This is a genomic window from Klebsiella sp. DY2415 (genome assembly GCF_026314315.1).
Taxonomy (GTDB): domain Bacteria; phylum Pseudomonadota; class Gammaproteobacteria; order Enterobacterales; family Enterobacteriaceae; genus Klebsiella; species Klebsiella ornithinolytica.
The window spans coordinates 1,956,477-1,978,827 of record NZ_CP111115.1 but is presented as its reverse complement, the minus strand read 5'-3'; the positions used below and the strand labels follow the sequence as shown (position 1 = coordinate 1,978,827).

At 55.0% G+C, this 22,351-nt stretch carries 21 protein-coding genes; 10 read left to right on the top strand and 11 right to left on the bottom strand.

Annotated elements, in window-relative coordinates:
* Positions 1 to 186 precede the first annotated feature (186 nt).
* Genes OQV00_RS09185 through cmoB form a run of 5 tightly spaced genes read left to right on the top strand, consistent with a single transcriptional unit; the run spans position 187 to position 3,810 of the window.
* Complete coding sequence (locus OQV00_RS09185) at positions 187 to 753, top strand: hydrolase (RefSeq protein ID WP_004864056.1); 567 nt, start codon at positions 187 to 189, stop codon at positions 751 to 753.
* Positions 750 to 1,568 (top strand): DUF72 domain-containing protein, encoded by an 819-nt coding sequence (locus OQV00_RS09180; protein WP_266280216.1) that lies wholly within the window; start codon positions 750 to 752, stop codon positions 1,566 to 1,568. Before OQV00_RS09185 ends, OQV00_RS09180 begins: the two co-directional genes overlap by 4 nt.
* A 53-nt stretch (positions 1,569 to 1,621) precedes the next feature.
* Positions 1,622 to 2,017, top strand: a complete 396-nt coding sequence (locus OQV00_RS09175) for an MAPEG family protein (protein ID WP_004864064.1) — start codon at positions 1,622 to 1,624, stop codon at positions 2,015 to 2,017.
* A gap of 39 nt (positions 2,018 to 2,056) precedes the next feature.
* Complete coding sequence (gene cmoA, locus OQV00_RS09170) at positions 2,057 to 2,800, top strand: carboxy-S-adenosyl-L-methionine synthase CmoA (RefSeq protein ID WP_004864067.1); 744 nt, start codon at positions 2,057 to 2,059, stop codon at positions 2,798 to 2,800.
* Positions 2,797 to 3,810, top strand: coding sequence for a tRNA 5-methoxyuridine(34)/uridine 5-oxyacetic acid(34) synthase CmoB (gene cmoB / locus OQV00_RS09165; RefSeq protein ID WP_064367723.1), 1,014 nt, complete (start codon positions 2,797 to 2,799; stop codon positions 3,808 to 3,810). The genes cmoA and cmoB overlap by 4 nt, the downstream gene beginning before the upstream one ends.
* An 88-nt stretch (positions 3,811 to 3,898) precedes the next feature.
* On the opposite strand, the gene cutC is transcribed toward cmoB, so the two are convergent.
* Together cutC and OQV00_RS09155 are read right to left on the bottom strand one after the other, a co-directional pair.
* Positions 3,899 to 4,642, bottom strand: a complete 744-nt coding sequence (gene cutC, locus OQV00_RS09160) for a copper homeostasis protein CutC (RefSeq protein ID WP_100663037.1) — start codon at positions 4,640 to 4,642, stop codon at positions 3,899 to 3,901.
* 75 nt (positions 4,643 to 4,717) lie between these two features.
* Positions 4,718 to 5,287 (bottom strand): VOC family protein, encoded by a 570-nt coding sequence (locus OQV00_RS09155; RefSeq protein ID WP_032717090.1) that lies wholly within the window; start codon positions 5,285 to 5,287, stop codon positions 4,718 to 4,720.
* A gap of 230 nt (positions 5,288 to 5,517) precedes the next feature.
* On the opposite strand from OQV00_RS09155, the gene argS reads away from it, so the two are divergent.
* Positions 5,518 to 7,251 carry an arginine--tRNA ligase gene (gene argS / locus OQV00_RS09150; RefSeq protein WP_004864079.1) on the top strand — a complete coding sequence of 578 codons (1,734 nt, stop codon included), beginning with the start codon at positions 5,518 to 5,520 and terminating at the stop codon, positions 7,249 to 7,251.
* Positions 7,252 to 7,352: 101 nt separating this feature from the next.
* Here argS and bglB read toward each other — a convergent pair whose 3' ends face one another.
* On the bottom strand, positions 7,353 to 8,492 hold the full coding sequence (gene bglB, locus OQV00_RS09145; RefSeq protein WP_015583999.1) for a beta-galactosidase BglB: 1,140 nt from the start codon (positions 8,490 to 8,492) through the stop codon (positions 7,353 to 7,355).
* A gap of 4 nt (positions 8,493 to 8,496) precedes the next feature.
* Complete coding sequence (locus tag OQV00_RS09140) at positions 8,497 to 10,080, bottom strand: MFS transporter (RefSeq protein WP_032717089.1); 1,584 nt, start codon at positions 10,078 to 10,080, stop codon at positions 8,497 to 8,499.
* Positions 10,081 to 10,440: 360 nt separating this feature from the next.
* Between OQV00_RS09140 and uspC the strand changes: the two genes are divergently transcribed.
* Positions 10,441 to 10,869 carry a universal stress protein UspC gene (uspC, locus tag OQV00_RS09135; RefSeq protein ID WP_004864087.1) on the top strand — a complete coding sequence of 143 codons (429 nt, stop codon included), beginning with the start codon at positions 10,441 to 10,443 and terminating at the stop codon, positions 10,867 to 10,869.
* Positions 10,870 to 10,904: 35 nt separating this feature from the next.
* Here the strand turns inward: uspC and otsA are convergent, their stop codons facing one another.
* From otsA to OQV00_RS09110, 5 genes are all read right to left on the bottom strand, one after another.
* A complete protein-coding gene (gene otsA / locus OQV00_RS09130; protein ID WP_004864090.1) occupies positions 10,905 to 12,329 on the bottom strand; it encodes an alpha,alpha-trehalose-phosphate synthase in 1,425 nt (474 codons plus the stop codon).
* Complete coding sequence (gene otsB / locus OQV00_RS09125; protein WP_015583997.1) at positions 12,304 to 13,107, bottom strand: trehalose-phosphatase; 804 nt, start codon at positions 13,105 to 13,107, stop codon at positions 12,304 to 12,306. Before otsB ends, otsA begins: the two co-directional genes overlap by 26 nt.
* Positions 13,108 to 13,268: 161 nt before the next feature.
* Complete coding sequence (gene araH, locus OQV00_RS09120) at positions 13,269 to 14,249, bottom strand: L-arabinose ABC transporter permease AraH (protein WP_004864095.1); 981 nt, start codon at positions 14,247 to 14,249, stop codon at positions 13,269 to 13,271.
* Positions 14,250 to 14,263: 14 nt separating this feature from the next.
* Positions 14,264 to 15,778: an L-arabinose ABC transporter ATP-binding protein AraG gene (araG, locus tag OQV00_RS09115; protein ID WP_004864098.1), complete on the bottom strand. Its 1,515-nt coding sequence runs from the start codon at positions 15,776 to 15,778 to the stop codon at positions 14,264 to 14,266.
* Between the two features lie 62 nt (positions 15,779 to 15,840).
* Entirely contained in the window at positions 15,841 to 16,821 is a 981-nt protein-coding gene (locus OQV00_RS09110) for an arabinose ABC transporter substrate-binding protein (RefSeq protein ID WP_004864103.1), read from the bottom strand.
* 894 nt (positions 16,822 to 17,715) lie between these two features.
* On the opposite strand from OQV00_RS09110, the gene OQV00_RS09105 reads away from it, so the two are divergent.
* Both OQV00_RS09105 and OQV00_RS09100 read left to right on the top strand, forming a co-directional pair.
* Complete coding sequence (locus OQV00_RS09105; protein WP_162661009.1) at positions 17,716 to 18,219, top strand: non-heme ferritin-like protein; 504 nt, start codon at positions 17,716 to 17,718, stop codon at positions 18,217 to 18,219.
* Positions 18,220 to 18,712: 493 nt separating this feature from the next.
* Positions 18,713 to 20,224, top strand: coding sequence for an MFS transporter (locus tag OQV00_RS09100; protein ID WP_015583996.1), 1,512 nt, complete (start codon positions 18,713 to 18,715; stop codon positions 20,222 to 20,224).
* A gap of 48 nt (positions 20,225 to 20,272) precedes the next feature.
* On the opposite strand, the gene OQV00_RS09095 is transcribed toward OQV00_RS09100, so the two are convergent.
* Both OQV00_RS09095 and azuC read right to left on the bottom strand, forming a co-directional pair.
* A complete protein-coding gene (locus OQV00_RS09095; protein ID WP_004864113.1) occupies positions 20,273 to 20,524 on the bottom strand; it encodes a DUF2766 family protein in 252 nt (83 codons plus the stop codon).
* 79 nt (positions 20,525 to 20,603) lie between these two features.
* Positions 20,604 to 20,687, bottom strand: a complete 84-nt coding sequence (gene azuC, locus OQV00_RS09090) for a stress response protein AzuC (protein WP_015583995.1) — start codon at positions 20,685 to 20,687, stop codon at positions 20,604 to 20,606.
* Between the two features lie 210 nt (positions 20,688 to 20,897).
* Between azuC and OQV00_RS09085 the strand changes: the two genes are divergently transcribed.
* Complete coding sequence (locus OQV00_RS09085; protein ID WP_004864116.1) at positions 20,898 to 22,319, top strand: MFS transporter; 1,422 nt, start codon at positions 20,898 to 20,900, stop codon at positions 22,317 to 22,319.
* Positions 22,320 to 22,351 lie beyond the last annotated feature (32 nt).

Sequence of the window (22,351 nt, the reverse complement as noted above, 5' to 3'; positions counted from 1 at the left end):
CTGAATGAAAAAAGGCGGTCATTATAATAGAATTTCCGCCGCACGATAAGCCCGATGCAGTTTGTACGTTGCTTTGCTGTACGCTTATTGCCTGTGCTCACAAAAATTAACAAAAATTGTTACCCATGAGCCGGATCGGCAACGGTATTGTAACGGTCAAACCACAGAAGAAGATACGGGGATACCATGTTAGAACTCAATGCGAAAAAAACTGCGCTCGTTGTCATCGATCTGCAAGAGGGTATTTTGCCCTTCGCCGGTGGGCCGCATCGTGCCGATGACGTGGTAACGCGCGCGGCCCGTCTGGCTGAAAAGTGCCGTCAGCAAGGCTCGCCGGTCATCATGGTCCGCGTTGGCTGGTCCGCTGATTTTGCCGAAGCGCTAAAGCAACCGGTTGACGCGCAGGCCGGCGGGCACGCGCTGCCGGATAACTGGTGGACCTACCCGCAGGCGCTGGGCAAACAGGACGGCGATATCGAAGTCACCAAACGCCAGTGGGGCGCCTTCTATGGTACCGACCTCGAGCTGCAGCTACGTCGTCGCGGTGTTGATACCCTTATTCTCTGCGGCATCTCCACCAACATCGGCGTTGAATCCACCGCGCGTAATGCCTGGGAGCTGGGCTTCAACCTGGTTATCGTCGAAGACGCCTGCAGCGCCGCCTCTGCCGAGCAGCACCAGGGCAGCATGACGCATATTTTCCCGCGCATCGCCCGCGTGCGCAGCACCGAGGACGTCCTCGCCGCCTTATGATTTATATCGGGCTCCCGCAATGGTCGCACCCGAAGTGGGTGCGTCTGGGCATCACCAGCCTTGCAGACTATGCTCGCCACTTTAACTGCGTGGAGGGTAATACGACCCTTTACGCCCTGCCGAAGGCGGAGATTGTCGCCCGCTGGTATGAGCAAACTCACGATAATTTTCGCTTCTGCTTTAAATTTCCGGCCACCATTTCGCATCAGGCCGCTCTGCGCCATTGCGACGACCTGAGCCACGAGTTTTTTACTCGTCTGGCGCCGCTGGAAACGCGTATTGGCCAGTACTGGCTGCAGCTGCCCGCCACCTTTGGCCCCGGAGACCTCCCTGCCCTGTGGCACTTTCTCGATACGCTGCCGACCCAATTCACCTATGGCGTCGAAGTACGGCATCCAGAGTTTTTCGCCAAAGGGGACGCCGAAAAGGCGCTCAATCGCGGGCTGCATCAACGTCACGTGAATCGCGCCATCCTCGACAGCCGCCCGGTGCATAGCGCCCTCGCGCGAAATCCGGCCATGATCGACGCCCAGCGTAAAAAACCCAAACTTCCGGTTCATGCCGTGGTCACGGCGGGGAATCCGCTGGTTCGCTTTATCGGCAGCGACGACATGGCCCACAATCACCGGCTGTTTGGCGTCTGGCTGCAGACCTTACCCCAATGGAGCCAGTCGACAACGCCCTATTTATTTCTCCACACCCCGGACATCGCGCAGGCCCCGGAGCTGGTCAGCACGCTTTGGGAAGATTTGCGCCGGGTGATGCCAGAGGTCGGGACCGCACCGTCAATTCCGCAGCAAACCGCGCTTTTCTGATATCCTGCTATGCTAATCGGAGCCATCTGAAAGAGTGAAAGGGAGTTTTTTGTATGGTCAGCGCGCTGTACGCGGTGTTGGGTGCGTTATTGCTAATTAAGTTTTCTTTTGATGTTGTACGTCTGCGCACGCAATACCACGTCGGGTATGGTGACGGAGGGTTTAGCGAGCTGCAGGTTGCTATCCGCGTGCACGGCAACGCCGTTGAGTATGTCCCCATTGGCATCATCCTGCTGCTGTTTATGGAGATGAATGGCGCGCAGAACTGGATGGTGCACGTCTGCGGTATTTTGCTGATTGCCGGACGACTGATGCACTCTTACGGTTTTCACCACCGGCTCTTCAGCTGGCGTCGCTCCGGAATGAGCGCCACCTGGTGCGCCCTGTTGCTGATGGTGCTCGCGAATCTGTGGTATATGCCCTGGGAGTTGGTTTTCTCCTTACATTAGCGCACAATACGCCGTTTTCGTTTTTTCGGGTTTAACGTTATGTCTCACCGCGATACGCTTTTTTCCGCGCCGATTGCCAGCCTCGGCGACTGGACCTTTGATGAACGGGTTGCTGAAGTCTTCCCGGATATGATCCAGCGCTCCGTGCCCGGCTATTCCAATATCATTTCTATGATCGGCATGCTGGCTGAACGCTTCGTTCAGCCCGATACCCAGGTTTATGACCTCGGCTGCTCGCTTGGAGCGGCAACGCTCTCTATCCGGCGTAACATTGCCCACCCTGGCTGCAAAATTGTGGCGGTGGATAACTCTTCGGCGATGGTCGAACGCTGCCGTCGCCACATCGATGCCTATAAAGCGCCGACGCCCGTCGAGGTTGTGGAAGGCGATATTCGTGATATCACCATCGACAACGCCTCCATGGTAGTGCTGAACTTTACCATTCAGTTTCTGGCCCCCGATGAACGCCAGGCTATTCTGGATAAGGTTTACCAGGGGCTGAATCCCGGGGGCGCGCTGGTGCTGTCCGAAAAATTCAGTTTCGAAGATGCGCATGTTGGCGAACTGCTGTTCAACATGCATCACGACTTTAAGCGTGCCAATGGCTACAGCGAGCTGGAAATCAGCCAGAAGCGCAGCATGCTGGAAAACGTCATGTTGACCGATTCGGTCGAAACGCACAAAGCCCGCCTGCATAAAGCCGGGTTTGAACATGCCGAATTGTGGTTCCAGTGCTTTAACTTTGGTTCACTGGTGGCGGTGAAATCAGAGGAAAAAGCATGATCGATTTCAATCATTTTTATCAACGCATCGCTCTCAGCCCGCTATCTCACTGGCTGGAGACGCTCCCTGCCCAGGTCGCGGCGTGGCAACGGGAAGCTCTGCACGGCAAATTCCGCGAGTGGGAACGGGCCGTAGAGTTTCTGCCGGAGCTGGCCCCGTATCGTCTGGACCTGCTGCATAGCGTCACCGCCGAAAGCGAAGCGCCGCTAAGCGAAGGCCATCGGCTGCGCGTAGAGAACCTGCTGAAAAACCTGATGCCCTGGCGCAAAGGGCCCTACTCGCTTTACGGCGTGAATATCGATACCGAATGGCGTTCTGACTGGAAATGGGAGCGCGTGCTGCCGCATCTGTCCGATCTGACCGGGCGCACGATTCTCGACGTTGGCTGCGGCAGCGGCTACCACATGTGGCGCATGATCGGCGCCGGCGCGCATCTGGCGGTCGGGATTGACCCGACGCAGCTGTTTTTATGCCAGTTTGAAGCGGTGCGTAAGCTGCTGGGTAACGATCAGCGCGCCCACCTGTTGCCGCTGGGCATTGAGCAGCTTCCGGCGCTCAACGCCTTCGATACCGTCTTTTCGATGGGCGTGCTGTACCATCGCCGCTCGCCGCTCGACCATTTATGGCAGCTCAAAGATCAGCTGGTCGACGGTGGCGAACTGGTGCTGGAGACGCTGGTGGTCGAAGGGGATGAAAATAGCGTTCTGGTACCAGGCGACCGCTATGCGCAGATGCGCAACGTCTACTTTATTCCGTCGGCCGCGGCGTTGAAAATGTGGCTGGAGAAGTGCGGATTTGTCAATGTGCGGATTGTCGATGTCTGCGCCACCACCACCGAAGAGCAGCGCCGTACCGAATGGATGATTACGGAGTCGCTGGCTGACTTCCTCGACCCCGAAGACAGCAGTAAAACGCTTGAAGGTTACCCGGCGCCGGTGCGCGCGGTGATTATTGCCAACAAACCTGAGACCCAGCAATCGCTGGCGAAAAAGTCAGCCGGGGGCAAATAAAGGTGAAAAAAAGACCCCTGTTGAAATTGCAGGGGCCTGGTACGGGCAATCATCATATTGGGCGACATGATGTGCAGCAAAAAACGGTTTAACTTCTCTGCGCAGAAATGATTTGCTTCATTTCTGCCACCGCTACGCCATTAACGGCATAGCGTGAATATTCATCTGCGTCGGCATCGGCGGACATCGATAATCCGGAATGACGGAAGCGCATTGGCGATGGCACCCAGTGTCCGGCCGAGCTGTGGACCTCTTTGACACCTGCCTGAAGAAACTTCGCCAGGTTGGCCGCTCGAACACCTGCACCAGCCATAATGGTTGGAGTATCCCCCAGGGCAATAAGTTCCGTAATTAATGAAAGACCTTTTTCAGCGCTGGCCTGCTGACCCGATGTCAGGATACGGGCAACGCCGGAATCGGCCAGCGTGCGATAAGCCTGATACGGATCCGCACACATATCAAAAGCCCGGTGGAACGTGACCGCCAGCGAACCGGCCGCCGCCTTAATTTTTTGCATGCGCGCGGTATCGACCCGACCATCCACATCTAACACCCCGATGACCACGCCGGGAAAACCCAGCTCCCTGACCGTCGCCACATCGTCGAGCATCGCCGCAAACTCGCTTTCGGTGTAGCAAAAATCACCACCGCGCGGGCGAATAATCGGATGCACCGGAATGGTCACCGTTTCGCGTACTGTTTTCAGCACGCCCAGCGACGGGGTTAATCCCCCTTCATGCGGCGCGGCGCAGAGCTCAATGCGATCGGCTCCACAGCGCTGCGCCTCTTGCGCACAGGCCATGCTATAACAGCAGACTTCCAGTAGCGTCATTTCCTTCTCCTTTACGCTGCGGGCAACACAGCATGTCATGATTTATCCGTTCAAAAACCGCGTCGCTTCACACTGTTACGCATCAGATTGTTCGCTGGCGACAATTTGCTCAATTGACCACGGGTGAAATTTAATCGTGACGCGGCCATCCGTCACCGCCAGGGTCGGGTTTGGCAGCCGTTCGCGCTCTCCTTTCGGCGAGCTGGTTTTGACAAAAATCCCCGGCTGACTCAATCCCTCATCAGACAGCAGCGCCAGCGCGCGAGCATTGAGCGCATCCGGCTCGCCCGGCAGCACAATCTCAACGTGCTCCCATCCTTCATGCGGATAGCGTTTCTCGCCCGGCCACGGCAGCTCAACCACGCTGAAACGCCAGTGGGCCACCGAAACCGGCTCATCCAGTTTGAACAGGCAGATAGGTCGACCGTTGATCGTGTTTTCCGACAGCAGCGTGCCGCATTGTTCAAAACCGCGACGCCAGCGCTCTGCCGTGGCGTTTTGGTGGCAGCGCAGGGAAATATGGTCGGCATCCAGCGGCGCGATATCCAACCCAAGTCGGTCGGCCAGCCCGCTTAGCGCGTCGGTGAAACGCGGCAGATCCGCGGAAATATCGTTAAGCTCATCAATTTGCTGCCAGTTTGCCATACTGCACCTCAATGCACGTCAAAGGGGGGTAATTTAGCGTGTTTCCCGGCGGCGACCAACCGGGAATCTTCTGTGGGGTTCGCCGAGTGGCTATTCATTAAGCGTGCTGCCCGGCAACGCGCGCACGGTGCTGACGCATGGGCGCAAATGCAGTATACTCCTGCCCTAATTTGTCCACATTCCGGCGCTGCCCCACAGGGGTTATAGCGCCTTAAACGTAAGGTATTCCGGTGAATATTCAGGCTCTTCTCTCAGAAAAAGTCAGCCAGGCCCTGATCGCGGCAGGTGCGCCTGCCGATTGCGAACCTCAGGTCCGCCAGTCAGCAAAAATCCAGTTCGGCGACTATCAGGCCAACGGCGTGATGGCAGTAGCGAAAAAACTGGGTATGGCGCCGCGACAACTCGCAGAGCAGGTACTGTCTCATCTCGACCTTAACGGGATTGCTAACAAGGTTGAAATCGCCGGGCCCGGCTTTATCAATATTTTCCTCGATCCGGCCTTTTTAGCGGAAAATGTGAACAGCGCGCTGGCGTCTGAGCGTCTGGGCGTCGCCCGGCCGCAGGCGCAAACTATCGTCGTTGACTACTCCGCCCCGAACGTCGCCAAAGAGATGCACGTCGGCCATCTGCGTTCCACCATCATCGGTGACGCTGCCGTCCGTACGCTTGAATTCCTCGGTCATAAGGTGATCCGTGCGAACCACGTCGGCGACTGGGGCACTCAGTTCGGCATGCTGATCGCCTGGCTGGAAAAACAGCAGCAGGAAAACGCCGGTGAAATGGCGCTGTCCGACCTCGAAGGCTTCTACCGCGATGCGAAAAAGCATTATGACGAAGATGAAGTTTTTGCCGAACGCGCCCGTAACTACGTAGTAAAACTCCAGGGTGGCGATGCTTACTTCCTGGAGATGTGGCGCAAGCTGGTTGACATCACCATGACCCAAAACCAGATTACCTACGATCGTCTGAACGTCACCCTGACCCGCGATGACGTCATGGGTGAAAGTCTCTACAACCCGATGCTGCCGGGCATTGTTGCCGATCTGAAAGCCAAAGGTCTGGCCGTCGAGAGCGAAGGCGCGACCGTGGTGTTCCTTGATGAGTACAAAAACAAGGAAGGCGAACCGATGGGCGTCATCATCCAGAAAAAGGATGGCGGCTACCTCTACACCACTACCGATATCGCCTGTGCGAAGTATCGTTATGAAACGCTGCACGCCGACCGGGTGCTCTACTACATCGATTCCCGTCAGCACCAGCACCTGATGCAGGCGTGGACGATCGTGCGTAAAGCGGGCTATGTACCGGAATCCGTGCCGCTGGAACATCACATGTTCGGCATGATGCTGGGCAAAGACGGGAAGCCGTTCAAAACTCGCGCCGGCGGTACCGTGAAGCTGGCGGATCTGCTGGATGAAGCGCTGGAACGCGCGCGCCGCCTGGTGGCCGAGAAAAATCCGGACATGCCTGCCGATGAGCTGGAACAGCTGGCCAATGCGGTCGGTATTGGCGCAGTGAAGTATGCCGATCTGTCCAAAAACCGGACCACCGATTACGTATTTGACTGGGATAACATGCTGGCCTTCGAAGGCAACACCGCGCCGTATATGCAGTATGCCTATACCCGCGTGCTCTCCGTCTTCCGTAAAGCGGAAGTTGACGAGCAGGCGCTGGCTGCGGCACCGGTGATCATTACCGAAGCGCGCGAAGCGCAGCTGGCCGCGCGCCTGCTGCAGTTCGAAGAGACGCTGACCGTTGTGGCCCGCGAAGGCACGCCGCACGTCATGTGCGCCTATCTCTACGATCTGGCGGGCCTGTTCTCCGGTTTCTACGAGCATTGCCCGATTATCACCGCCGAGAGCGAAGCCGCACGCAACAGCCGTCTGAAGCTGGCGCAGCTGACGGCCAGAACCCTGAAACAGGGTCTGGATACGCTGGGTATTGAAACCGTCGAGCGGATGTAAGTCGGCGGGGGATTTTGTCGCCCCGGCTAGCCGCGCGCTGCCGGGGAAATGCCTGATGGCGCGGTGCTTGTCAGCGTCTGTCAGGGCGAGCAAATCCTGCCTTAGAAGTATTTGCGCAAATACTCCGTCAGACACAATATCGCCATTGCCTGACCATACGGCATCGAAGTCAGCGGGATCTCGCGGTAAAAGTCGAGATTGCCGCCCATCCCGGTCCCAAACGAGGTCTGTAACAGCTCGCCTTCCGGGGAGATATTTTTCACCACCCCGCGAATCGCCTTCTCCGCCACCTCGGCGTACTCCGCCGCGACATAGCGCTTACGCACCGCTTTCAGAATGCCATAGGCAAATCCGGCGGTGGCCGATGCTTCCAGGTACGAGTGCGGATCGTCCAGCAGCGTATGCCACAGGCCGCTGTCATCCTGACATTTTGCCAGCGCGGCAATTTGCGCATTCAGCACCTGGATCAAATAGCGTCTGACGGCGCTGTGCTCAGGTAAATCAACCAGTTCAAGGAAATCGGGGATCACCATCGTCAGCCAGCTGTTACCCCGCGCCCAGCGAGCGCGGGCGAAGTTATGCTGACCGTCATAGCTCCAGCCGTGAAACCACAGCCCGGTTTCCCGATCCATCAGGTTCTGAACGTGAAGTAAAAACTGATACACCGCCTCTTCCACATACTGCGGACGATTGAGCAATTTGCCGATTTTAGCCAGCGGCAGTACGGTCATCATCAGCGTATCGTCCCACATCTGCTGATGGTTCTCTTCCGCCAGCGTGATGTGCTGCATTCCCCCATGCTCCGTGCGCGGCATCTCATGCATCGCCCACTCCGCCCAGCTATCGAGCCAGGGCAGATACTCCGGTCTCCCGGTCTCTTCGTAGCGCCAGGCCAGGGTCAGGAATGGGGCCATGGTATTAACGTTCTTCGTGGTCGCCCCTTCGGCGAAGCGATCGGCAAACCAGCTGTCGATAATATCGCGCATCGCCGTGTCCCCGGTCTGCTGGTAGTACTGATGAATACCGTACAAACCTACGCCATGCGTCCACTCCCAACCGGCCCACCCTTTGGTATCAATGACCCGCCCGTCGTCCAGCCGCAGCAGAAACGTCCCCGCTTCATCGCGAATATTGACCAGATTATGGGTCACTTTTTGGATCAGCGACTGCAGTTCATGGCGGCTAATAAAATGCGCCGGCTGACGCAGTAACGGGCTATGTTTGACAGGCCACACCTTCATCTCTTTACCCTCTGTTGTATGTCGATTTCATTTCAGCACCCTGCTTCAGCGATGGCGCGGCAGGTTTATTGCGGTTCAGATAACCAATATTGTTATTTCCCCACAGCGCGTCGAACGGCATGCCGGCCAGCATCTCAACCACCGCGCGATCTTCCGCTGTCGCCAGCTCTGGCTGTGCGCGGCCCGAGCGACGCATTTTGAGCGTCTCCGCCCGCAGCACGCTATGCGTGGCAAGATTGAGCCTGAAGCGCAGGGAGACGAGGAAACCGCAGGCCAGCACCGCCAGCGTGCCGACGCTCAGGATCAACAGGATGGTATGGCTCACTTCATAGGGCTGGGTCTTCTGCCCGGAAACAAACCCCGAGAGCTGCATAATGATACCCACCAGCATCACCGCGCCGGCCTGAGAGGCTTTGCGCGTCAGCGTCATAATGCCGGCAAAAATCCCTTCACGACGCTGCCCGGTGATGACCTCATCCACATCCGCGATATAGGTGTAGGTATTCCATGGCACATAGTTGATTCCGCCACGCCCAAGTCCCGCGACGGCAGAGATCAACAGCAGCAGCGAGTAGACATCGCTCAGTCCGGCGTAATAGAGAATCGCGTAGGACAGCGAGCTCAGGCCAAACAGCACGACCACCATACGATACGAAGGGGCGGGCCCGAAGCGAATACAGAGCGGAATCATGGCGATGACGGCAATAAACTGGAAGATAGCCATGGTGCCCAGCAGGTTGGACGCCATTGAGGCCTCCTGCATCAGCACAAACACCACGTAGTAGGTAAACACGGCATTAAAGACGTCCTGAGCGATATAGCCGCCAAGGTACATCCCCAGGTGCTGGCGGAAAATCTTAATCCGCAGCGTCGAACTCAGCTCAATAAACAGGCGATTGAGGCTCTGAGCCAAAGACAAATTGCGCTTCTCTTCTTCCGCCCGCAGCGCGGCTTCGGACCACTCTTCCCGCGGACGTTCCCAGGTAAAGAACCAGACGAAGGTCAGCATCAGCGCGCACAGCACGGAGAAGACGAGACTTGCGTAGAAAAAGGAAACCGCATTGTCCTTACCAAACTGGGTCAGCAGAATGCCCGGCAGGAATGACGCCAGAATGGCCGACATCTGCGCCATCGAAATACGCGCGCCGGAGAATTTGGTTTTTTGTTTAAAATCATCCGTCATTTCCGGTACCAGCGTTTCATACGGCACCAGAATCATGGTGTAGACAATATCGAACAGCAGATAGGTGAGCAGGTAATACCAGAATCCCATATCGCCAACCCACATGATGGAGTAGCTGAACACGCAGGGGATGCCGAGCAGAATAAAGAACTTACGTCGGCCAAAGCGTTTGCCGAGCCACGTGGTCCCAAAGTTATCGGTCAGAAAGCCCATCAGCGGGCTGATCACCGCATCCAGCACTCTCGCCGTGGCAAAAATCAATGTTGCTTCAATAGGGGAAAGGCCGCAGAAGGTGGTGTAGAAGTAGAGGAGCCAGGCCGCGGTCAGCGCGGTGGTCCCGGCGCCGAGGAAGTCGCCCGAGCCATAGGCCAGATAATTAACTAAACCGATTTTACGTGTTTTCATCGCCGTAAATCCTGTGTCTTTTTTTTAGTGAACTCCGACAAGCTTTCTGGCTTAGCCAAAAGGGAGTGGATACATGGCTACAGTAGAAGTATGAGAACAGGGTTACCTTTTCGTTTTTGCCAGCTCGCCCCCGTCCATGGCAAAAATACAAAGAGTCGACGAACACGCATCACCTATTTATAAAACAGCATTTCCTTTATAACAAAACGCATGTCCAAAACTAAAACTTGGTCGATGAAAACGTGATTTATCTCCACCAGAAATCAGTCGCTTAATGTGTGATGAACAGGGATTGCGGGAGATAAAAAATGAGAGTAAAGAAAGTATGAAGGGTTAATTCGCGTATCTGAAGGAGGCCTGATGTCCTATTCTCATCTGCTCGTTGCCGTCGCCCCAACGCCGGAAAGCCGCGTGCTTATCAATAAAGCGGTCTCTATCGCACGTCCGCTGGATGCCAAAGTCAGCCTGATCACGCTGGCCACCGATCCGGAGTTATATAACCAGTTTGCTGCGCCGATGCTGGAAAACCTGCGGGACTTGATGCATGAAGAAACGCGAGATTTTCTCTCCGGACTGGCGAAAGAAGCCAATTACCCTATCGACAACGTGACGATTGCCAGCGGCGAACTCAGCCACCACATCAAAGATTTTTGCCAGCAGCATCACGTGGACCTGGTGATATGTGGCAATCACAACCACAGCCTGTTTTCGCGCGCCACCTGCTCGGCGAAAAGCATCGTCGGCAGCAGCGGCGTGGACGTTTTACTGGTCTCTCTGGAAAAAGGCTGACGCCAAAGGCGTCAGCCTTTTTCCCGCTTACCGCGCTACGCCAGTTTGGGGAAAGTTGAGACTTTGCGTTGCAATCGGCTCTCCTCACTGCGCGGTTCGATCTGCTGCAAATCGCTGATGAACCGCTCCTGCCAATGATGGATATCGTTATCCTTGATGACCGCCAGCATCTCCGCATGACGCGCAATGCGTTCCGCCAGCGGCATCGTCAGACCACGATCCAGCGCCGCGGCCACCTCATCGCGATCGTAGGGATTGACGATCAGCGCACTGGTCAGCTCATTCGCCGCCCCGGCAAACTGCGACAGGACCAGCACGCCCGGGTTCTGCGGATCCTGGGCAGCAATAAACTCTTTCGCCACCAGATTCATCCCGTCGCGTAGAGGCGTCACTAACCCGACATCGGAATAGCGGAAGATCTTCATCAACAGTTTGCGTTCAAAATGTTGATTCAGGTAGTACAGCGGCGTCCAGCCCAGCTGTCCGTACTGGCCATTGATTCTGCCGCTGGCGGTCTCCAGCTGATGGCGAATATCCTGATAGGCCTGTACTTCGCCGCGGGAGGTTGGCGCAATCTGCGTATAGCGAATCTTGCCATGGTGCTGCGGGTATTTCTCCAGCAGGGCTTCATAGGCGAGAAAGCGCTCCGGCAGGCCTTTAGAGTAATCCAGTCGCTCAACGGAGAAGATATTTTTTACCCCCTTAAGCTCGCTTTTCAGCTGTGCCAGTTTGGGCGGCAGCGGCCCCTTCGCACTGCGCGCAATCTCGTCAGGATCGATGCCTATCGGGTAAACCTCGGTGCGGAAATGTTTGCCCCATGCCTCATGGCGTCGGCCATCTCGCGTTACTACCCGGGTCTGTAGCGAGACGCTATCAAGAAACGCCACTCTGTCGTTATCGGTCTGGAAGCCAAGCAGATCGTAGTCACAGAGCTGCTCAAGAAGCTCGGCATGCGGAGGCAGCGCGTTAAAAATCTCTGGCGTCGGGAACGGAATGTGCAAAAAGAAACCGATACGGTTATTGACCCCGAGCTTGCGCAGCTCGCTGGCAAAAGGCAGCAGATGATAATCATGAATCCACAAAATATCATCGGGCTCAATCAGCGGGAGAAGCTTCTTCGCCAGGTTGGCGTTAACCCGCAGATAGCCGTCCCATGACGGACGCTGGAAGTCCACCAGATCCAGGCGATAGTGAAATGCCGGCCACAGCACGGCGTTGGAAAACTGGTTGTAGTATTCGTCATGATCCCGTTCATTGAGCGTAAACGAGGCCCAGGTGATATTGCCTCGCGTCACCGTGTTTAGCGGTTTCTGGTCATCGCCAATCTCTCCGCTCCAGCCAAACCATAATCCACCGGCGGCCTTCAGCGCGCCCAAAATGCCCACGGCCAGGCCACCCGCGCTGGCCTTTTTATCATCCGGTGGCGCAATACGATTAGATATTACGACTAAGCGCCCCATAACCCTCCCTCCTGTCATTTTGCGCATCAGGTTGTTGCTTATTATTTGCGATGCTGATTAACCAATGCTGAACGGCCGCGACATCCGGCAGACGCCATTGCGCCTGGGTGTCGCCCTTGCCAACTTTTACCGACATGCCGCCGAGCTGATTCACGACGTTGAACCCGGCTTCGTCCGTCAAATCGTCGCCAACGAATACCGGTTTACGCCCCTGAAACGGCGCCTCCTGCATAAACGTCGCAATCGCTTCCCCTTTATTGACCCCACGCGGCTTAATCTCCACCACGCACTTACCCAACTGCAATGCGAGGATGGGGTAACGTTTGACAATCCCCTGCGCCAGCGATAGCGCCGCGCTCTGGTACGTCGGCGCCTGGCGATAATGCAGCGCAAACGCCATGCCTTTGTGTTCCAGCTCACATCCCGGCATCGTCTCCAGCGCCGCCCGCAGCTGCTCATCCAGTTCCCGGAGCAGCGCATCAGGAAGCGTGACGATGTGCGTTTTACCATTGATATCGCGGCGTTCTGCCCCGTGAACACCGGCCAGCGGCAGCCGGTATGGATGGGTAAGCGCATCAAGCTCAACCATTGAGCGCCCTGAAATCAATGCCACCGCCCCACCGTGCTGCTGCGCAAGCTGCCGCAGCGCCTGAAGCGCCTGTGTGGGGATAACAACCTGATCGGGATGAGGTTTGATATCGGCAAGCGTGCCGTCGAGGTCAAAGAAAAATGCATGATGTTCGGTTGGCACAGGCGGTACAGATATCTTGTCAGCCACCCTGTTCTCCTCCTTTCATGGCCAGCACAACGCTGGTTGTTAACGGATTGTTAGCCATGTAAGTATAGACAGTGTGACCGGGATCGCCATTTTTGATAGCTATCGCCAGCGTAGCGGGCGCTGGCGATAATCAGGGATTAGACTAAAAGGTTGGGGGATTATTAAGCAGCCCGTTTTGCTTTTTGTTTATAACGGTCGAAGATAACCGCCGCCAGCAGAATCACCCCGCGCACCACGTACTGAGAGAACGGCGAGATATTGAGCAGGTTCATGGCGTTCTCTACGGTGCCGAGGATCAGGATCCCGGCAACCACATAAGAGATCTTACCGATCCCGCCTTTCAGCGACACGCCACCCAGCACGCAAGCTGAGATAACGATCAGCTCATAGCCAATCGAGGTCATCGGCTGGCCGCTGGTCATGCGCGAGGCGAGGATAATCCCCGCGGCCGCAGAAACCACGCCTGAGATCACGAAGATAATAATTTTGGTCCGCACCACCGGCACCCCCGCCAGACGGGCCGCCTCTTCATTGCCACCGATAGCCAGCGTATTGCGGCCAAAGGTGGTTTTGTTGAGCAGTAAACCAAAAACAATCAGGCAGGCGACGGTCAGCCAGATCGGGGCCGGCAGGCCAAACCAGTTGGCATAGCCTAAGGTAAAGAAGCGCTCATCTTCAATGCCGACCGCCTTTCCGTCGGAGATAATATAAGCCAGGCCGCGCACAATCTGCATTGTGGCCAGCGTCGTGATCAGGGCGTTAATTTTCAGCCGGGCAATCACGAAGCCGTTAACCAGCCCGCTGATTGCCCCCAGCAGCAGACCGGCGGCAATCCCTATCCACATGCTTTCCGTCAGATTAATCACCACTGCCGTCGTTACGCCAGCGCAGGCGATGACCGATGCCACCGACAGATCAAAATCCCCGGACGCCAGGCAAAACAGCATGCCGCAGGCCACCATACCGGACATTGAAATCGCCAGCCCCAGCCCTTTCATATTGATAAACGAGGCAAAATTGGGTACAAAAATCACGCAGCCGATAAACAACACGGCAAAAACAACCAGCATGCCAAACTGATCCCAGATTCGGGCAAAGCTAAACGAACTCTGGCGGGCATTAGGGGTAGTAACAGAGGACATTATTGACTCCTTACTCAGGCGACCGCCTGGCTCACTTTTGGCATCGCAAGGCTTAACGCCTGCTGTTCATTGGCATCATCATGCAGCAGTTCGCCCGCCACCTCACCTTCGCGCATCACCACGATACGATCGGCCACGCCGAGCACTTCGGGCAAATCGCTGGAGGCGAAAACGACGGCGACACCGGAGGCCGCCAGGGCATAGATAACGTTATAAATTTCATGCTTAGCGCCCACATCAATGCCGCGGGTCGGCTCATCCAGCAGGATCACTTTCATCTCTTCCGACAGCCAGCGTCCCAGAATCGCCTTCTGCTGGTTGCCGCCGGAGAGATTCATAATCAGCTGTTCGGGGCCCGGGGTTTTGATATTAAGCGACTTAATATGCCGATCGGCGTTGTGCGCTTCCCAGCCGTTGTTAATGATGCAGCCCGCGTGAATATGCCGGCGACGCGCGCTGATATTGATATTGTCGCGTACGGAATGGACCGGAATAATGCCCTCCGCTTTGCGGTCTTCCGGGCACAGCATCATTCCGGCCTCGATAGCCTGTGCCGGTTTGCGAATATCGATCGCCTGCCCGTCGATATACACCTGACCGCCGGTGATACGGGTTCCGCCAAACAACCCTTTCATCAGCTCGCTACGCCCGGCCCCGACCAGCCCAAACAGGCCGACGATTTCCCCGCTGCGCACCGACAGATCTACCGGCCTGCGGACGCCGGGCGCTTTGACCTGCTCCAGGCGCAGACGCTCTTTGCCATACTCACGCGGTTTCCAGCCGTAAACATCGCCCAGCTCGCGCCCGACCATCGCCTGCACCAGCGCGTCATGACTCACGGTCTGCATATCATCGAAGGTGCGTACGTAGCGGCCATCTTTAAACACGGTGATCGCATCGCTGAGCGCAAAAATCTCCTCCATGCGGTGCGAAACATAAATAATCACGCGCCCTTCCTCACGCAATTCGCGGATGACGCGAAACAGATGGTCGATCTCGCGCGCCGAAAGAGAGCTGGTCGGTTCATCAAATGCGATAACCTTTGCGTTACGGGTGAGCGCCTTAGCAATCTCAACCATCTGCCACTGGCCGATGGAGAGGTATTTCAACGGCGTTTCCGGGTCGATATCCAGCCCCAGATGTTCCAGCTGCAGCCGCGCTTCGTAGTTGAGCAGCGAGCGGTTCACTAAGCCGTACTTATGCGGGATTTGGCCGAGGTAGATATTCTCCGCGACGGTCATTTCCGGAATCAGGTGCAGCTCCTGATAAATGATTGCCACTCCGGCGTTCAGCGCTTCGGTAGTGTTGCTGAATACGCGCGGTTGGCCGTCTATCTGCAGGTCGCCGGCGGTAGGTATATAGTTGCCGCTGAGAATTTTCAGCAGCGTCGATTTTCCGGCTCCATTTTCCCCCATCAGGGCGTGGATCTGTCCGCTATAGCAGTCAAAGCTAATATCGGAGAGCGCCTTAACGCCGGGAAAGGTCATGGTAATGCCGCGAAATGAGAGATAAGGGGTAGACTGTTGCATAACAACTCCGCTCTTCTATGCTCAGCCTCCCGCAGGCTGCGGGAGGCAGGGTCAACCAGGCCTTACAGCCCTTTTTTCGCCAGCTCTTCTTTGAAGTTGTCGCGCGTGATCAGCACCACATCGGTGACCGCAGTGAATTTCGGCGGTTCTGCGTCTTTTGTGACCCAGTTGTAGAGCATCTCGCTGGTTTTATATCCGTGGATATCCGGGCTAGGCAGCAGAGAACCGTAGAAACCGGTCGCCTGCGCTTTGGAGAGTTCGTTAACCGCATCCACACCATTAATGCCAATGCCAATCACATCCCCGGCTTTAAAGCCCTGACCTTCGGTGGCGCGCACGCCGCCCAGTACAGTGTTGTCATTCATCCCCACGATCAGCCAGTGCTTCACCTGAGGATGCTGTACCAGCATCGAGTTACCGGCGTCGAAGGCGCCCGGGATATCGTTGGATTTAGTCGGCACGCGGTAGATCTGTTGGTCAGGGAAACCGGCCGCTTTCAGCGCGTCGATGGAACCCGTGGTACGACGACGGGCGGTATCGAGTTCATCAGCGGTAATCGCCATCACGCCGGTATCCTTCACATCCCAGCCGCGTTTTTGCATCTCTTTGTACAGCTCCTGCCCCTGACGGGCGCCAATTTCACTGGCGGCCATCATCACCAACGGTACGCTCTCCATCGGTTTACCTTTCGCATTCACGAACTGGTCATCGACGGTGATGACTTTCATATCGTATCCGCGCGCTTTAGCGACAATCGCCGCCCCGAGTTTCGGGTCAGGTGTACAAATAACGAAGCCCTTTGCCCCGCTGGCCGCCAGGCTGTCGATGGCATTCAGGGTTTTCTCACCATCCGGGACCGCAATTTTAATTACCTCAAAGCCCAAATCTTTGCCGGCCTTATCGGCAAATTTCCACTCGGTTTGAAACCAGGGTTCTTCCGGTTGTTTGACCAGAAATCCGAGTTTAAGCGTTTCAGCCATAGCTGATTGTGACATAACCGCAGCGAGACCGATCGCCGCCAGCGCTTTAGTAAATTTGTGCATGGTAAACTCCAGCTTTATTTCGCTTTTCTGTAGGGAAGTATCGGACTTAATTTTTTTATCGGACGTAAAACAAGGCATTAGAAAAATCGCACACCGAACTGCCGTTGTTCATTAAGTAATAACTGGAAATCAATTCTCCATACGAGAGCATTATCACATCGCGGAATTACAGTAATTGCGTGCATAGATTTAGCGAAAAATGACATAAAAAAAGAGCCAATTGTCAGACAATTAGCCCTGCATATAGCAATATTATCCATATCATCAGCAGACTTATCCTTGTCGCTACCGCCGCCTGCTCTCAGGAGATGTCCCGAAAGTGCTGTGCCCCCTTTTTCAGCCGTTTCCCTTACCGATACGACTTCTCACAAGATGAAATATCGCACAGGAGAATTTTATTACCGTTAATAACAGAATACACCTCATCACCCCGCTTATCTGGTCCTGTAAAAATGACGTCACTCAATCATTTCTCGTGATTTCTTTTTTACCGAATGGTTGATGCGACATGACCGAATTATGACCTCAGGATTAAATTCATATTTAATTAATATGTCGTAGGCATCATCCATATCATAAAAAAAGCCATAAAAATAAATTCAATAAAATCATCAAGATATAGATATTAAAATCAAGTAAAAGACAAAAACAACACGCTTTATAAGGATGTTGTAACGAAACGTAAACAGATGCACTTGAGAGTTTTCTTAGTCTATTATTGAGGGTATTCTATATATATCGGCAGGCGCTAATTAATTACCGATACACATAGGGAAAGTGCAAATTCATTATTTTGCCGACAATGTTACGCGTAAAGAGTCTCGCATTTTATCGTTCACCGGCGAAGATTCCCGACGCGTGAATGATACCTCCAGCTTAATAAGGATATTTTTTATGGTCGTTTCAGGAATGGCTCAAAAACTCAATAATCAGATGAACCTTGAGTTTCATGCCTCAAATTTATATCTGCATCTCAGCGAATGGTGCGAACAGCACCGTCTGAACGGCACCGCCATCTTTTTGCGCTCCCGGGCACAATCCCACGTGACGCAGATGATGCGCGTATTCGATTTCATGAAGACCGGCGGAAACTGGCCGATCGTCAAAAATGAAGGCAGCTACAGCTATAACTGTCACTCCCTCGAAGATCTGTTTACCACCACCCTGGCCGATTATGAACAGCGTAGCAGCATGCTGTCCGGATTGACCGAAGAGGCTAAAGCGCAACGCGACGACACCACCTGGCGCTTCCTGACGCTGCTGGAGAAAGAGCAGCAGCAGGACGGCGTGCTGTTGCAAAGCGTGCTTGAAGAGGTTCGTAACGCGGATAAAGCCGGCCTGGGTATGCTTCAGACCGATCACCGCCTGCTCAGTCTGGTGACACGTCGCCAGGATTAAGGCCATCGCGCCGGCATCACATCAACCGTTCTCTCAGCGAGTATGGATCCCGAGAGAACGGCTTTCGCATCGCAGCATAGCGCTCGCCCTGGCCGGCGCAACCGCGCAGCGTTGGCACTAAAACCCGCCGGACGATGCCCTGCAGACCGCCGTATGGCCACCGTTCCGCTGCGCGAATAAACGACACCGGATCATCAATCCCTCCGCTTCACGCCTCCGTCCATCGCGGATAACGTTCCAGCGATCGCTGTTTCTGACACATCATTTCCGCCGTTCAGGCGCCGTTCTTATTCCTGAAAAGCATTAAAAACTTTTAAGCCGATCGCATTCCTGCTCTGGGAAATGGCGCAGCGGGTGATTAGTGACGGCGATCACTTTTCGCCATCGACTTTAAGAATATAAAAACAGCGTTTCAAAAATTTAAAACATGAGGTTTATATTAATGGCAAGATACGCGGCTTCAACCTCACAAGGGTTGCAGGGAAGACCGATTTTGTTACGCCATCAGCTAGCCTACGGCGGCGGTAATTTACTGGGGAGCGGCGCGCTGGCGATCAGCGGCGCCTGGCTACTTTATTTCTACACCACGTTCTGCGGACTGACGCTGATTGAGGCGTCGTTCATTTTCTCCGTCGCCAGCATCATCGATGCGATCAGCAATCCGTTAATGGGCTACCTGACCGATAACTTCGGTAAAACGCGGCTCGGCAAACGCTTCGGACGCCGACGTTTCTTTTTATTGATCGGCATCCCGCTGATGATGTTTTACCCGCTGCTGTGGGTTGAGGGGCTGGGTTTCTGGTACTACCTCTGCACCTACGTCGTCTTTGAGATTATTTATACCTCAGTCATGGTGCCTTATGAAACCTTAGCCACCGAAATGACCGACGACTTCTCATTACGCTCTAAACTGACCGGCTATAAAGCCATTTTCGGCAAGCTTGCCAACTTCCTGGCGGCGTTCATCCCAGGTCAGTTTATCCTGTTGTACGGCAAAGATTCCGCCACACCGTTCTTCCTGACCGGGCTGACCTACGGGGTTATTCTGATTATCGCCATCTCCTGCCTGTGGTTTTGCAGCTGGGAGCGCCCGCGTGAAGAAGACGTTCGCGTGAATGAGAAAAAAGGCCTGCTCACGACCCTGCTGATGCTGGCGAAGGATATGCGTTCAACCTTCTATCTACGCGTGTTCCGCAAACATCTTGGGATGTATCTCTGCGGTTTCGGCGCAGAATGGCTGTTTGCCTCGATCTTTACCTACTTCGTTATCTTTGTCCTGCAGCACGATCCGGCGATGGTCGCCGGGCTGAACAGCCTGAACTCGATTCTGCAGCTGCTCTCTACGGCGTTGTTTATCGGCCTGTGTGTGAAAAAGGGATTCAGCAAGCCCTATATTCTGGCGCTGAGCATCGTGATTTTCTCCGTGTTGCTGTACACCTCGCTGTGGTTTTTCCATCTGCCCGCTCATCTGGCAACCATCCTGATGTTTGGGATCACGGTGCTGTTTGGCCTGGGTACCGGCGGCGTGTACTACATTCCATGGACCGTTTACACCTTCCTCGCCGATGTTGATGAGATCTATACCGGCCGCCGCCGCGAAGGGATCTACGCGGGCGCCATGACCTTCTCCGGAAAAATCCTGCGTTCGATTATTGTCTTCACGATGGGAGCTATTCTCAGCTTTTACGGGTTCCAGTCTAAAGCGCATACGCAACCAGAAAGCGCCGTGACCGCCATTGCGGTGGTGTTCTGTAGCGGCGTGATCCTGCTGGCGCTGGCGGCCATTGTCTTCAGCAAGCAGATGAAACTGGATCGCAAAGCGCACCTGGTCGTATTGCAGGAAGTGGCGCGGATTAAAGCAGGGGGTAAGGTTAGCGATATCCCGTCCGATGTGCGTATTATCGTGGAGGATTTAGTCGGCCATCGTTATGAAGAGTGCTGGGGCAACAGTAAGCTATTTAAAGATGAACAGCCGGCGTCGGCAAGGGCCGCTATCTCTCATTAACGTCTGGTTTTCGCCCCGCCATCGACAGCGATAGCGGGGCGAAACAACTTAGTGTGCTTCACCCTGCGGCGTAAACTTAAGCTCAATCAGCGCAATCGCTTTTTGGACCGCGCGCAGCGTCACCGGATCGGCCGAAGCCGGATGGCTGGCAAAATCGATGGCTTTCAGCTGCGTGGTCATTTTTTCGCGGACTTCAACAGGGGCGATGACATCAATGACGTCGAGAATCTGTTTGATAACCAACTGGCAGGCGACAACGTCAGAAACCAGTTCGTCTTGTTCGGTGAGATGTTGAGACATTTATTACTCCTTTTTCGAGGAGCGTAATAGTAACCTAAATCCCGAGAGATAAAAAAACCTGCCGCAGCAGGTTTTTTTATCAGAACATACCGGCAGGCGGTACATCTTTGAATGTTTTGCAGTACTGCTCGAACATGCTCTTCAGAATTTTGCGCAGTTTCATGAAGCGACTCCGGTTTTGTTATGCAGGTGTTACCATTGATGGGGTCTATAATATGACTTGCATCACATAAATCAATAGAAACATGCGCTAAATCACAATTTATTTACAAGAATAATTTATAAATTAAACAAAAGTGAGGGAAATCGCAGAGTTAAGAGCCTGCACGTTTTTCCCGCGATAGGCACCTCACCAGGCGATGGCAAACACACAATGAGTACAGATATCTCTTCACGAGAAGGCCGCGCCTTCTCTGCTCCTGCGCTGCTGGTCGCCGGCGCATTTTTCATGGAGTTTCTTGACGGGACGGTAATCGCTACCGCGCTGCCGGACATGGCAAAAGATTTTGGCGTTGCGGCGGTTGACCTCAATATCGGTATCAGCGCCTACCTGATTACGCTGGCGGTATTGATCCCGGCCAGCGGCTGGATTGCCGATCGCTTCGGCGCGCGTAAGATCTTCACGCTGGCGTTGGCCATTTTTACGCTTGCCTCCGTTTTTTGCGGCTTTGCCGGCAACGTGGACACCTTTGTCGCCATGCGAATCCTTCAGGGTATTGGTGGCGCGCTGATGGTGCCCGTCGGCCGCCTGGCGGTACTGCGTACCACGCCAAAAGATCAGCTCATCAAAGCCATTGCCACACTGACATGGCCGGCGCTGGTTGCGCCGATCATCGGTCCACCGCTGGGTGGCTTTATTACCCGCTATGCCAGCTGGCACTGGATTTTCTTTATTAATGTTCCTCTGGGATTGATCGCCATCGCGCTGTCGCTGCGAATTATTCCCGATATCCGCGAAGCGCAGCGACGTCCCTTTGACCTTCCCGGCTTCTTTGCGACATCGGTTGCTATGGTGAGCCTGGTGAGCGCCATGGAGTTGCTTGGCGATACCCGACCACAAGGCTGGACAACCCTGGTCCTGCTGGGGATCGGTACGGGATGCATGCTGTTCGCTCTGCGCCATTTCCGCCGGGCAGAGTGGCCGATGGTGCGTCTCGATGCGCTACAGGTGCCCACCTTTCGGGTTACGATGTACGGAGGATCGCTTTTCCGTGCTTCCATCAGCGCCGTCCCCTTTCTGTTACCGCTGCTGTTTCAGGTTGGCTTTGGTATGGATCCGTTCCATTCCGGGCTGCTGGTGCTGGCGGTGTTTGTCGGCAACTTCACCATTAAACCCGCCACCACCCCGCTCATCCGTTGGCTCGGCTTCCGTCGGCTGCTGTTAATAAACGGGACGCTAAACGTCATCTCGCTGCTCGCCTGTGCTTTTTTAACGCCGCAGACCCCGGTCTGGCTTATTTGTATGATCCTGTATCTCGGCGGCGTATTCCGCTCGATTCAGTTTACCGGTGTGAGCACGCTTGCTTTTGCCGATGTTCCGCCTGCGCAGATGAGCTACGCCAATACGTTGTTCAGTACCGCGTCACAGCTGGCCGTGGGTCTGGGGATCACCCTCGGCGCGATCGGCATTCGCATGGGTGAAAAAGCCAGTGAGTGGTTAAGTCTGACGACCCTACCGGGGATCAGCTTCCGGCTCTCCTTTGTCTTTATTGCCTTAATTTGTCTGGTGGGAATGGTAGATAGTCTGCGATTGAGCAAAGATGCCGGTAGCAGCGTCTCGCAGAGCAAAAAATAGCAGCAAAAAGGCCAGCGGAGGCTGGCCTTATT